11 protein-coding genes are annotated in these 13,036 nt (G+C 62.7%); 9 read left to right on the top strand and 2 right to left on the bottom strand.

Annotated elements, in window-relative coordinates; genetic code table 11:
• Positions 1 to 51 precede the first annotated feature (51 nt).
• From Q8L25_RS26835 to Q8L25_RS26850, 4 genes are all read left to right on the top strand, one after another.
• Positions 52 to 708 (top strand): glycine zipper 2TM domain-containing protein, encoded by a 657-nt coding sequence (locus Q8L25_RS26835; protein WP_308922284.1) that lies wholly within the window; start codon positions 52 to 54, stop codon positions 706 to 708.
• 152 nt (positions 709 to 860) lie between these two features.
• Positions 861 to 1,121, top strand: coding sequence for a hypothetical protein (locus tag Q8L25_RS26840; RefSeq protein ID WP_308922285.1), 261 nt, complete (start codon positions 861 to 863; stop codon positions 1,119 to 1,121).
• Between the two features lie 174 nt (positions 1,122 to 1,295).
• Positions 1,296 to 1,442, top strand: coding sequence for a lmo0937 family membrane protein (locus tag Q8L25_RS26845; protein ID WP_121670992.1), 147 nt, complete (start codon positions 1,296 to 1,298; stop codon positions 1,440 to 1,442).
• Between the two features lie 151 nt (positions 1,443 to 1,593).
• On the top strand, positions 1,594 to 2,274 hold the full coding sequence (locus Q8L25_RS26850; protein ID WP_308922286.1) for an OmpA family protein: 681 nt from the start codon (positions 1,594 to 1,596) through the stop codon (positions 2,272 to 2,274).
• Positions 2,275 to 2,342: 68 nt separating this feature from the next.
• On the opposite strand, the gene Q8L25_RS26855 is transcribed toward Q8L25_RS26850, so the two are convergent.
• Positions 2,343 to 5,171 (bottom strand): pitrilysin family protein, encoded by a 2,829-nt coding sequence (locus tag Q8L25_RS26855; protein ID WP_308922287.1) that lies wholly within the window; start codon positions 5,169 to 5,171, stop codon positions 2,343 to 2,345.
• A 282-nt stretch (positions 5,172 to 5,453) separates the two neighbouring features.
• Between Q8L25_RS26855 and Q8L25_RS26860 the strand changes: the two genes are divergently transcribed.
• The 3 genes from Q8L25_RS26860 to Q8L25_RS26870 all read left to right on the top strand — a co-directional run bounded on the left by Q8L25_RS26860 (position 5,454) and on the right by Q8L25_RS26870 (position 8,029).
• A complete protein-coding gene (locus Q8L25_RS26860) occupies positions 5,454 to 5,747 on the top strand; it encodes a hypothetical protein (RefSeq protein WP_308922288.1) in 294 nt (97 codons plus the stop codon).
• An 80-nt stretch (positions 5,748 to 5,827) separates the two neighbouring features.
• Complete coding sequence (locus Q8L25_RS26865) at positions 5,828 to 7,375, top strand: TerC family protein (protein WP_308922289.1); 1,548 nt, start codon at positions 5,828 to 5,830, stop codon at positions 7,373 to 7,375.
• 81 nt (positions 7,376 to 7,456) lie between these two features.
• The gene (locus tag Q8L25_RS26870) at positions 7,457 to 8,029 is read left to right on the top strand and encodes a DUF3617 domain-containing protein (RefSeq protein WP_308922290.1); all 573 of its coding nucleotides are present in this window, start codon (positions 7,457 to 7,459) and stop codon (positions 8,027 to 8,029) included.
• Here the strand turns inward: Q8L25_RS26870 and Q8L25_RS26875 are convergent.
• Positions 8,017 to 9,129, bottom strand: coding sequence for a porin (locus Q8L25_RS26875; RefSeq protein ID WP_308922291.1), 1,113 nt, complete (start codon positions 9,127 to 9,129; stop codon positions 8,017 to 8,019). The genes Q8L25_RS26870 and Q8L25_RS26875 overlap by 13 nt on opposite strands.
• A gap of 316 nt (positions 9,130 to 9,445) precedes the next feature.
• Between Q8L25_RS26875 and Q8L25_RS26880 the strand changes: the two genes are divergently transcribed.
• Complete coding sequence (locus Q8L25_RS26880; protein WP_308922292.1) at positions 9,446 to 11,554, top strand: site-specific recombinase; 2,109 nt, start codon at positions 9,446 to 9,448, stop codon at positions 11,552 to 11,554.
• On the top strand, positions 11,551 to 12,942 hold the full coding sequence (gene cls, locus Q8L25_RS26885; protein ID WP_308922293.1) for a cardiolipin synthase: 1,392 nt from the start codon (positions 11,551 to 11,553) through the stop codon (positions 12,940 to 12,942). The genes Q8L25_RS26880 and cls overlap by 4 nt, the downstream gene beginning before the upstream one ends.
• Positions 12,943 to 13,036: the final 94 nt, after the last annotated feature.

The following is a 13,036-nucleotide window of genomic DNA, read 5'->3' on the forward strand; positions in this document are numbered from 1 at the left end:
TCCCGGCGCCAGCCATCCAGATTTCATTCACAGACAAGACAGGAGCATTTCATGACCACCACCACCAAATCCTTGCATCCCCTGATCCTCGCCGCGGCCGTTGCCGTGGTGCTGTTTTGCGGCGTCGGCACGGCCGCCCTGATGGGCTGGCTGCCCACCTCGGACAGCCGCGAAGCCGCACCGTTGAGCAGCGCCGCCTCCAGCGAACAGCTGGCCAGCCTGCAGGCGATCGCACCACCGGCAGGCGCCCAGCCGCTGGCCGCCCTCCCCCAACAGCAGCCACAGCAACTGGCGGCACAGCCGGCGCCAGCACCACGCCCACAACCACAGCCTGAACCGCAATATGCGGCGGCCCCGGCACCGGCGCCCAAGGTCTGCGGCAACTGCGGCGTGATCGAAGCCATCCATGAAGTCAATACCCGCGCTTCGGGTAGCGGCGTGGGTGCGGCCGGCGGCGCCGTGGTCGGTGGCCTGCTGGGCAACCAGGTGGGTGGCGGCCATGGCAAGCAGCTGGCCACCGTGCTGGGCGCCGTCGGTGGCGCCGTGGCCGGCAACCAGATCGAAGGCAGCGTGCGCGCCACGCGCAGCTACAACATCGTCGTGCGCCTGGACAACGGCAAGACCCGCACCGTGCATCAAAGTGCGGCGCCGAACTGGCGCCAGGGCGACCGCGTGCGCGTGGTCAACGGCGGCCTGCGCGCCGGCTAAGATCATCTCGTTTCGTTGCTGATTGCACACACGCCCGGCCAGTCCGGGCGTTTTCTTTTTGATCATGTTCGTTGGCGCACAGATGAGTCGGCGCCGGCGTTAGATGATGCACTCAGGAAATCTAAAAGCGCATCACCACCAACGGAGGCGACATGAAGCACGACATTACAGGCAGCAACAAAATATGGCTGAGCTTTATCGGCGGCGGCATGCTGGCGACGATACTGGGCTTTTGCGCGCTGGACCTGGCGCCCGGCGGTGCGGTCGCCCCCGTGTTCGGCGTGATGCTGCTGCTGACCGGCGGCATGCTCAGTTGCCTGGCGGGCGCCGTCGGCATGGCCGGCATGCTGGCCTGGCTGCCCGGCATGGGCGAAGCAGAACATGCCAATGTGCAAGGAAACACGAATAAGTAAGAGTTATGTACGACACCGTACAGATAGTTTCGGCAGCAAAGTAGACAATGCGTCATGGCATCAGCGTTTTGCAGGGAGTGTCACTCCGGCAGCAACGCAAATGGCAAAAAGCCGATGACAGCGCAGGTGCACCCACCTCGCGGTCATCCACACATTACTCACGGAGGACACATCATGCTCTATACAATCGCAGTAGTACTCATCATTCTCTGGCTGCTGGGTTTGGTTACTTCCTACACCATCGGCGGCTTCATCCATATTCTGCTGGTCGTGGCAGTGATCATGATCCTGTTGCGCCTGATCAGCGGGCGCGGTCTATAGAGGCTGTGGCCGGCTCTGCTAGATGCTGGCGGCGGCGCACGTGCGAACGGGCGCCGTCTTTCCATTGGCACTGGCAAGCCCGGCGATTTTGCAGTAACGTGTGCGGGTGATCCCCCCGGGTACTTTCAAGAACAACACTAGGAGAAACTCTATGAATCCATTCAAAACCGGCCCTGGCGCCAAATCCGTGATCGGCATGCTGGCCCTGACGATCGCCGTTTCCGGCTGTGCCGACATGTCGGCCACGCAACGCGGCACGGCCACTGGCGCCGGCGTCGGCGCCGGCCTGGGTGCATTGATCGGTGGCACCACCAGCGGTGGGGGCAGCGGCCGCACGGCTGGCGGCGCCCTGCTGGGCGCGGCTGCCGGCGCAGTGGTCGGCAATATCTGGTCGAACCGCATGGAAAACCAGAAGCGCACGATGGAACAAGCGACGCAAGGTACCGGCGTGCAAGTGACGCAGACCTCGGACAACCGCCTGAAAATGGAAATCCCGAGCGACATCTCGTTCGATACCAACCGCGCCGATATCAAGGGCAACTTCCGCCCCATCCTCGACCGCTTTGCCGCCACCCTGAACGACAACCCGAACACCACCGTGAGCATCATCGGCCACACGGACAGCACCGGCAGCGCCTCGATCAACGAGCCGCTGTCGGTCGAACGCGCCGCCCACACGCGCGACTACCTGTCGATGCGCGGCGTCTCGCCGACCCGCGTGGTGGTCGAAGGCCGCGGCGCGCGTGAACCGATCGCGTCGAACTCCGACAACGACGGCCGCGCCCGCAATCGTCGCGTGGAAATTTACGTAGCCGAGATGGCTCCACGTTAATTTTCAACAGCACCAAACAAAACAGCCGGACCACTTACATGGCCCGGCTGTTTTTTACATGCAGAGGATTACTTCGCGGTCGCCGCCTTGGCGCCGGACTCTTTCGCCACTTTCGCGAAATCGCCGGCCGTCACTACCGACACCACTTCCGGCTTCAGGTAGTCGCGCAGGCTCTGGTTCACCTGCGCCAGGGTCAAGGCCGCCACTTTCGCTTCCAGGTTCTTGTCGTACGCCATGGTGCGGCCATCCGACAGATAGTTCGACAGCGAACGCGCCAGCGGACCGTCTTCGGTGCGGCTCACTTCTTCCGATTGCAGCCAGCCTTTTTTCGCCTCAGCCAGTTCCGCTTCCGTAAAGCCTTCGGCCAGCACCTTGGCGATTTCCTCGCGCAGCGCCGCTTCCACCTTGACGGCATTTTGCGGTGCGCTGATGGCGTAGGCCATCCAGTAGCCGGCCGCTTCATGCACGGGCACGCTCAATTGCGAGCCGACGCCGTACGACAGGCCTTCCTTCTGGCGAATGCGGTCGGCCAGGCGGCTGCGCAGCGCGCCGCCACCGAACATGTGATTGGCGATCACCAGCGCCGGATAGCTGGCGGCGTCATCTTTCAAGGGCACCGGCGCGACGGCGAACAGCACGCTGTTGGCCTTGTCCGGCGTTTCCAGGCTGACCTTTTCGCCACTGACGGGCTTGACGGCGGTTGGAATGCGCACATACGGCTGCTGCGCCTTCCAGTTGCCATACAAGCTGGTCACTTGCGCTTGCAGCGCAGCCGCATCGAAATCGCCGACAGCGGCAAACGTGGCGCTGGAAGCACCATAATAGCCGGCATGGAAGGCCTTCACATCGGCAACCTTGACGCCTTTCCATGCGGCCAGCTCCACCGGCAGCGGATCGACGTGGCGTACATGGCCGGGCGGCGTGGCGTCGATCAGGCGGCGCAGGGCATTGACGGCCAGCGGTTGCGGCTCGGGCATTTCCTGCTCGGCGCGGCCGACACGTTCACGCTGCAATTCCAGGAATTCCGTTTCGGACAGGGCCGGCTTTTGCAGCACTTGCGCCAGCAATTCCATGGCGGCCGACAGGTTCTCGCGCTTGCCCATCAGGAAGGCCGTCACGCCTTCGGCGCCGCCGCTGACATTGAACTGCATCCCCAGCTGGTCGAACTTGTCCTTCACTTCCTGGCGCGACAGTTTATCGGTGCCGCGCGACAGCAGATTGGCCGTGTAGCTGCCGACGGCCGACTTGCCGGCCAGGCTGTCGGCACTGCCCAGGTTCAATTTCAATACTACGCTGACCGTGCCGCCCTTGGTTTTCTTCGGCAGCAAGGCGCTCTTCATGCCGTTAGGCAAGGTGAAGCGCTGCGTGCGCGCTTCGATATTGTCGGGGCTGGGGTCGAATACCTCGCCCTGCGCCACCACCGCGCGGCCCGTGTAGCCGGCAAACTGCGGCGCCAGGTCGGCGTAGGCCGGCACCGTGGTGCGGTCCGGCGTGTCGGTCGGAATGAAGCGGCCCACGGTACGGTTCGAGCTCTTCAGGTATTTTTCGGCGGCCGCCTGCACTTGCGCGGTGGTAACCTTGTCGAGCTGGTCGCGCTGCAGGAAGAACAAGCGCCAGTCGCCGGACGCCAGCGATTCGGTCAGCGCGATGGTCAGGCTGGCCGTATCCGACGACGCCAGCTCGATCTGCTTGGCCAGGTTCTGCTTGGCGCGCGCCACTTCGGCGTCCGTCAGCGGCTGCGATTTGAGGCCTTCGAGCACGTTCAGCATGGCGGCCTGCGCCGCGTCCAAGTCGCCGTCCTTCGGCACCTGCGCGCCGAACAGGTTGTAGCCCGGCTCCAGGGTGCTGAAGGAGTTGTTGATGATCTTGCTGGCCAGCTTGGTTTCCACCAGCGCCTTGTGCAGGCGGCCGGCCGGCGCGCTGGTCAGGACCTCGCCCAGCACATCGATGGCGACCGACTCCGGATTGCCGGCCGGCGCCACGTGGTAGCCGGCGCCCACCAGTTGCGTGCCGCCGCTGCGGCGTACCGTCACCGAACGCTCGCCATCCTGCACCGGCTCGGCCGTGTAGGTCGGCTCGATCACGCGCGTCGGTTTTGGAATCTTGCCGAACAGGTCGTTGATCTGTTTCAGGACCTTGGCTTCGTCGAAGCGGCCGGCCACCATCAGCACGGCGTTATCGGGCTGGTAGTACTTGTGATAAAAGGCGCGCAGGCGGGGAATATTGACCTGCTCGATATCGGAACGCGCGCCGATGGTCGACTTGCCGTAGTTGTGCCAGTCAAACGCCACCGCCTGGATGCGCTGGCTGGTCACGCGCAGCGGATTGCTCTCGCCCATCTCGAACTCGTTGCGCACCACCGTCATTTCACCCTTGTTGGTCTTCGGGTTCCACAAGTCGTTCTGGTCGATGGCGGCATTGACCATGCGGTCCGCTTCCATCGCCAGCATCTGGCGCAGGTTGTCATCATTGGCCGGGAAAGTGGCGTAGTAATTGGTGCGGTCGAACCAGGTGGTGCCGTTGAACTGGGCGCCGGTCGAGTTCAGGATCTCGACCGGGGTTTTGCTGCCTTTTTTGATGCCGAAGTTGGCGCTGGGCTTGAACAGTAGGTGTTCCAGCAAGTGGGCCATGCCGGTCTCGCCATAGTTTTCATGGCGCGAGCCGACCATGTAGACGATATTGGTGGTCAGGGTGGGTTTGCTGGCGTCAGGAAACAACAGCACGCGCAAGCCATTGGCCAGCTTGTATTCGGTAATGCCCTCGATCGAGGTGACCTTCACGGCCGCCGCCGGCGCACCGGCTTTCTGGGTTTTGGCGGACGGCGCCGGCGTGGCGGCCAGCACGAAAGAAGGCGACAGGATGCCGGCGGCAAGCAAGAGAGCGGTAATTGGTTTCAAAGCGTGGTCCTGGTAACACTGCGTTAGTAGAAAAAGGCATCAACATGGAACAACCAGCGCGACAATGTTCACGACACGGCGCTGCGTCTTCGCCGGGGAGTGAAATTGTTACTACAACGCAATTTACTGCAAACTTATCAATTCCGCAAGCAGCTGGTCACAGGCCTGCAATAATGACGTGCTATACTCGACCGTTCCAGAACTATCTGCCTGTATATGAGACGAGCTCTCGTCCTGCTGTGCCTTTTTGTTTTCATCGCTTTACCCCAGGCATACGCCAACATGGCGTATGCCAGCGCTTCCCCATTCCAGCACGCCGGCATGCACGCGGCCAGCGCCGATTGCCCCGACGCCCACTCGCATGCCGAGACCGCTCCGGATATCGCCCCGGATAGCGCGCCCGATGCCGCCAGCGACAGCTGCGACGCCGAAGAGTGCGACAACGACCCCATCACCCTGTATCCCGCATTTCGCCAGGCGGTCCCTTTTTGCGCCATCATCTGGCAGGCGGGACCCGGCGCACTTGCCGAAGCGGACGTGTGGCAGGCCACGCGCCCGCCACGCGTTCGCGGCTGAAGCATGGACCACCCTCACGCCCGGGGCACCCCTGCCGCCGGGCAAGCTTGAAACTTTTTGACTTTACAAGGTAAGACATAATGGAATGGTTATTTGACCCGACAATCTGGGTCGGCCTGCTGACGCTGGTCGTACTGGAAATCGTGCTGGGCATCGACAACCTGATTTTTATCGCCATCCTGGCCGAGAAGCTGCCGCCGCACCAGCGCGACAAGGCGCGCGTGCTGGGCCTGACCCTGGCGCTGGTGATGCGCCTGGGCCTGCTGTCGCTGATCTCCTGGCTGGTGACCCTGACCGCGCCGCTCTTTTCGGTGTGGCAATTTACCTTTTCGGGACGCGACCTGATCCTGCTGGTCGGCGGCCTGTTCCTGCTGTTCAAGGCCACCACCGAGCTGCATGAACGCCTGGAGGGCGTGACGCACGCGGCCACCGGTTCCAAGGTCTATGCGGGCTTCGGCCTGGTGGTGGCGCAGATCGTCGTGCTCGACGCCGTGTTCTCGCTCGACGCGGTGATCACGGCGGTCGGCATGGTCGACGAACTGGGCGTGATGATGGCCGCCGTCATCATTTCCATCGGCGTCATGATGCTGGCCTCGAAATCGCTGACGCGTTTTGTCAATGCGCATCCGACCGTGGTGGTGCTGTGCCTGAGCTTCCTGCTGATGATCGGTCTGTCGCTGATCGCCGAAGGCCTGGGCTTCCATATTCCGAAAGGCTATCTGTATGCGGCCATCGGTTTCTCGGTGGTGATCGAGTTCTTCAACCAGCTGGCGCGCCGCAATTTCCTGAAACTGCAATCGACCACGCCGCTGCGCGACCGTACCGCGCAGGCCGTGCTGAGCCTCCTGGGTGGCCGCAAGGGCCGCGAAGCGGTGCAGGAAGATGAAGTCCAGGAAACGCCGGACATCTCGGCCTTTGGCGTGGAAGAGCGCAATATGGTTAGCGGCGTGCTGACCCTGGGCGAGCGCTCGATCCGTTCCGTGATGACGCCGCGCGGCGACGTATCGTGGGTCAACCTGAACGACAGCAGCGAAAAAATGCTGACCTTGCTGCGCGAAACGCCGCACAGCATGATTCCCGTCTGTAACGATGACCTCGACAATGTGATGGGCCTGGCGCGCAGCAAGGACCTGATCGAAGACCTTGTGTCGCACGGCAAGATCGACCCGGCCAGCATGCGCGAAGCGATCGTGGTGCCGGAAGCGGCCGGCGTGCTGAAAGCGATGGAAACGCTGCGCCGCTCGCGCGGCCAGCTGGTGCTGGTGGTCGACGAGTTCGGCACCGTGCAGGGCGTGCTGACGCCGATCGATATTCTGGAAGCGATCGCCGGCGAATTCCCGGACGAGGACGAACAGCCCGACGTGGAAGTGCTGGGCCCGGGCCACTGGCGCATCGATGGCGCGACCGACCTCCATTACCTGGAGCAAGTGTTCGAGACGGAAACCCTGGTCAGCGAAGACGGCGAATACAACTCGCTGGCCGGCTTCCTGCTGGCGCACTTCGAAAACATGCCGGCCGTCGGCGAAGTGCTGGAACTGAACGACCTGCGCTACGAGATCCTCGAAGCGGACGAGCGCCGCATCGCCTGCGTCGACGTGCGCCGCATCGAACCCGACCATAGCCTGTAATCACAGTTTGTAACAAGAAGGCAAGCGTGCGCCGCCTGCCTTCTTGTATGCTGGGGCCTGCCTTTTCCGGAGACCCCAGCCATGCATTCCACTTTTCCCCGTCTCGCCACCCTCGCTTGCGCGGCCCTGGCTTTCCAGGCCCAAGCCCAGGCGAAAGACACCCCTCCTCCCATCAAGCCCGGCCTGTGGCAAATCGACAGCAAGATGGCCTCGCCCGACGTCGCCACCGACAGCGCCATGTCGATGGTGCTGCAGCAACTGGGCAATTTGCCGCCCGATCAGCGCAAGCAGCTCGAAGCGATGGCCGCCAGCCGCGGCATGGCCGTGCCGACCGTCGGTGCCGATGGCGCCGTGCGCGTGACGGCCTGCGTCACGCCGGAAATGGCGGCGCGCCAGCAGATTCCCACCGGCCAGCCTGGTGACTGCAAGTCGAACAATGTGGCCGTTCCCGGCGGCATGAACGTGTCGTTTACCTGCGCCAATCCGAAGTCCAGTGGCACCGGCAAGGTGAGCTTCCAGGGCGACCAGGCGTTTACCATGCAGTTGAATGCGAGCACCAGCGCGCGCGGCACGGCGGAACAGGTGAATGTGGCCAGCACCGGCAAGTGGCTGGGGGCGACTTGCCCCGTGCCGCCCACAGCTCAGAAGCCGTGACGGAAGCCCAGGTTGAAGGCGGCGTCGCCGCGGCCGCCGTCGCTGGCGTTGCCCACCGTATAGCGCGCGCCGTTCTTGTTGTGGATCTTGGCGTACGAGGCATAGAAGTCGCTGCGTTTTGACAAGGCATAGGTGACGCCGACGGCCACCTGGTTGGCGTCGCGGTTGGACAGATCGCGGTCGTCCTTGCGCACATAGGACGCCAGCAGATTGAAGCCGCGCACCGGCACCGACACGCCCAGCAAGGTGTCGCGGCTGTCCGACGACGACATCGACAGCGCCAGCGAGCTGTAGGCATTGCTCGGATCCCACGGCGAGCTGCCATAGCCCTTGTTGATGCCGACGGCGGCAAACGCGGTGGCCAGGCCCAGGTCCAGGTTGGCGGCGATCAGCGTATTGCGGGCCGACATGTCAATGGCCGGCACGGTGCCTTCGGCCTCGATGAAATTGTTCTTGCGCTGGTGCGACACGCTGACATTGACGGCGCCGGCCGAATAACCGAGCGTGGCGCCATAGGCGCGGTTCCGCGCGCGGCTGTAGGGCGATTCGCCAAAGCTGTAGATGGCCGCGGCGCTGACGCCACGCAAGGCGGGCGAGGCGTATTTGACGGTGTTGTCGTAGCGCTTCACGCCATAGCCGGCCAGGTTGCCGGCGCTGCCGGCCATGCCGCCCTTGAACGGATCGGCGACGTCGCTCAAGGCCTGATATTGCAGATTGTATTGGCGGCCCAGGGTCAGCGCGCCCAGACGGCTGTCGAGGCCGACATAGGCCTGGCGGCCGAACAGGCGGCCTTCCTCCGATTGCCCCGTGTCATTCTCGATGCCCGCTTCGAGCGCATACACGGCGGCCACCTCGTTGCCCAGCGCTTCGCGGCCCTGCACGCCCAGGCGCGAGCCGGAGGCGACGCCGGCCGATAGCCTGGTGCTGCCGCAGTTGCTCACGCAGCCACGCTCGGCCACCACGCCCGCATCGAGCACGCCATACACGGTGGTGCCGCCGCCAGGCGCGGCCGTGGTTTCGGCCTGCGCGCAGGGCGCAAACGGCCCGAGCGCGGTCACGCACGATCCCATCACTACTAGCGCAAGGTACGAGGTCTTCATGATAGCTATCTCGGTAATGTCAGTAAAAATTTGCCGGTACCGATCAGGACACGCGCTGTGTGTCTGACCTACTATCACCTTATCCCCGTTTTTAAGCAAGCGATCTGTGCGATGTACAACAGAAAGCAAGTGCTCGGCATTTGCAGGTGTCCACAAACAACAGCCTGAATTGCTTTCTATTAACGCTGATTGCAAAACAACAAACGTCGCCATTTGCAGGATAGCCCCATGCCTGTGTTCGATGCCGCACGTTGCATGATCTTGCGCAGAAGGTACACTACTGGTTTTACCGACAGCGGCCCGCCCGTTTTTCTGCATGCTAGCTATCCTCGAACGCATTGATCCCTACACCAGCAATATCGACTTGCTGGTCGAACTATTTAATTCATTGCGTCCCAAGCGCCCCCATGACAGCGCCACCGCGATCGCCAACGTGCGCACCTTGCGCCAACTGCTCAAGGGCAATCCGGCCCAGGCCCGCGCCCTGCACGAGTACGTGCTGCGCGTGCTGGCCGCGCGCCGCCACGCCAGCCTGTACACCGATATCGGCGTGCTGTCGAACAGCGGCTTTTTTACCGAACTGAAACGCCGTATTGCCTACCGCATGTTGCCGCCCGCGCTGGGCGACGAATACCTGAACGACGCGCTCGACCAGGTGCTGTACCTGGAAACCGATCATCTGTGGATCAGCAATGTGCCGGCCACCGACTGGCTGGAACTGCTCGACGTGCTGACGGCCGACGATATCGAACTGGCCGTGGGCGACGGCAATATCATGCTGCCCGGCATGCTCGACGCCATCCGCACCCTGTCCTACCGCGTCTGCGCCATGGGCCTGGAGCCGGAACTGACGCGCTTTCACAATGAGATCGAAGTGTTCCAGTCGCCGTTCATGGTGCAGAACACCGAAGTGAACGCCTACCTCGACGCCTACACCCAGTTGCTGCAAGGTAGCCTGGATCATATCGAGGACGCCCGCCATCTGCTGGTGATGCTGGACCAGTGCGACGCCGTGATCGCCAAGATCCGCAAGAAGGCGCTGTACCAGGGCACCAGCATTGCGCTGACGTATTTATTGGTGGCGCTGGCGCAAAGCATCGACCGCCTGCGCAAGCTGCTGTTCCTGGTCGACACCAGCGGCGAGCTGCCCGGCTCGATCAATGTCGACATCGCCGCCATCACTTCTGATGCCACGCCGGACCTGATCGACGCGCGCCCGGTCAGCCGCCGCCGCGCGGGCGCCGTGGCGCTGGCGCTGGAACTGATCCGCGCGCACAACCACAAGTACAAGGTCAGCGATTTGTTTACTGACAATATCAACTTGCTCGCCCGTAACGTGACGGAAAACGCCAGCCGCACCGGCGAACACTATATCGCCGAGAACCGGCGCGAAATGGCCGCCATGTTCCTGTCGTCGGCCGGCGCCGGCGTCATCATCGGCTTCATGGCGCTGTTCAAGATCCTGATGTCGTATCTGCGCTCGGCGCCGCTGGTCGAAGCCTTCATGTTCAGCATGAATTATTCGATCGGCTTCATGTTCATCCATTTGCTGCACTTCACGGTGGCCACCAAGCAGCCGGCCATGACCGCCTCGCGCATCGCCGCCGGCCTGCACAGCAAGGACGGCCGCAATATCGACCTCGACAGCATGGCCGAGCTGATCAATAAAGTGTTCCGCACGCAGAACATGGCGGTGCTGGGCAATATCGCCACGGCGATTCCCACCGCCTGGCTGATCGCGCTGGGCTACCACGCCATCACGGGCCATCATCTGGTGTCACCCGAGAAAGCCATGCATTTGCTGCATGACATCGATCCCATCGGCAGCCCGGCCATTTTCTACGCCATGATCGCCGGCGTCTGCCTGTTCGTGGCCGGCTTGATTTCAGGCTACTATGACAACCAGGCGCTGTACACGCGCTGGGCCCAGCGCATCGCGCAACTGCGCGGCCTGGGCCGGGTGATCGGCCAGGAACGGCTGGCCCGGCTGGGCCTGTATCTGGAAAATAACCTGGGCGGGCTGATGGGTAACTTCTACTTCGGCATCCTGCTGGGCACCATCGGCACCCTGGGTTTTTTGATCGGCCTGCCGATCGATATCCGCCACATTACCTTCTCGGCCGCCAACTTTGCGACAGCGCTTGTCGGACTCGACCACAATATGAGCTGGCAACTGGCCGTCAAGTCGCTGGCCGGCATCTTCGCCATCGGCACGGCCAACCTGCTGGTCAGCTTTGGCCTGGCGCTGTGGGTGGCGCTGCGGTCGCGCCAGGTGCGCTTCAAGCATGGCTTGCAGCTGTTGAAGATCCTGGGCAAGCGTTTCCTGAAGTCGCCGATTTTGTTTTTCTTTGGTTCCAAAAACCCGCCGCCGCTGGCGCTGGCCGATGAAGTGCTAGACCCCTTACCGATAAAAGGCCAAAAATGACTGCGAAGCGCCTGCAGCCCTGTCTTACCGCATTCTTGCTGTGCTGGACCCTGGTTGCATGCGCTGGGTTACCAGACGTCAAGAATCTGAATAACGAACTGGCACCGGTGGCCACGCCCAAAGTGATCACCGGCAAGGGCGCCGTGCTGAACGTCAACAGCCGCGCCGCCCTGCTCAACAAGCGCTGGGCCAAGTCCGGCATGGACCTGAAGACCCAGGCCGCGCTGGAAGAGGCGGCCACCGGCGTGCCGCTGATCAAGGGCAACAAGGTGACCCTGCTGTTCGACGGCCCGCAGACGATGAAGGAAATGCTCAAAGCCATCGCCGAAGCGAAGTCCACCATCAACCTGGAAACCTATATCTTCGACCAGGACCCGATGGGCCTGAAATTTGCCGATGCGCTGATCGAAAAACAGCAGGCGGGCGTGACGGTCAATATCATCTACGACAGCGTGGGGACGCTCGGCGTGCCACAGGCGTTTTTCGAGCGCATGCGCGCGGCCGGCATCCACCTGGTGGCCTTCAACCCCGTCAATCCGGCCAAGCTCAAGGGCGAGGAGTGGAAGATCAACAACCGCGACCACCGCAAGTTGCTGATCGTCGACGGCAAGATGGCGTTTACGGGTGGCATCAATATCAGCAATACCTATTCGAAAAGCTCGCTGTTCCGCTCCAAGGCCAAGCCGTCCGACAAGGATGACGTGGGCTGGCGCGATACCCACGTGAAAATCGAAGGCCCGGCTGCGGCCGCCTTCCAGTGGCTGTTCATCCGCACCTGGGCCCAGCAGGACCAGGCCGACCTGCCCGACGCACCCTACTTCCCGGTGATCGCCGAAGTGGGCGACAAGCTGGTGCGCGTGGTGGCCAGCGAGCCGGGCGGCGGCTTCGAGATCTACAAGGCGTATATCCTGGCGATCCAGGAAGCGAAAAAAAGCATCCATATCACCTCGGCCTATTTCGTGCCCGACAAGCAGACGGTCGACGCCCTGACCGCCGCCGCGAAACGGGGCGTGGAAGTCAAGGTGGTGTTGCCGGGCGTGTCCGACAGCGGCCTGGTGTTCCATGCGGGACACGCCCTGTACGACGAACTGCTGGCCGGCGGCGTGCGCATCTACCACTTGAAACTGGCGGTGCTGCACGCCAAGACGGCGGTCATCGACGGCGCCTGGTCGACCGTCGGCTCGACCAATATCGACATGCGCAGCTTCCTGCATAACAGCGAGCTGAACGTGGTCGTGCTGGGCGACAGCTTTGGCCGCGAAATGGAAAACGCCTTCCAGGAAGACTTGCGCGACTCGGAAGAAATCACCAAGGCCAAGTGGGAATCACGGCCGTGGGCCGACCGCATGAAGGAGTGGGCGGCGCAGTTCATGCATTACTGGCTGTGAACGCCGGCTTGGCCAACCCTGCCACTGGAACTCACCCCGCTTTTGCGCTATATTGCACCAATAGTGTGATAATCGTCGCAAGATGACCATTTAC

The sequence above is a fragment of the Janthinobacterium sp. J1-1 genome (assembly GCF_030944405.1).
Classification (GTDB): Bacteria; Pseudomonadota; Gammaproteobacteria; order Burkholderiales; family Burkholderiaceae_D; genus Janthinobacterium.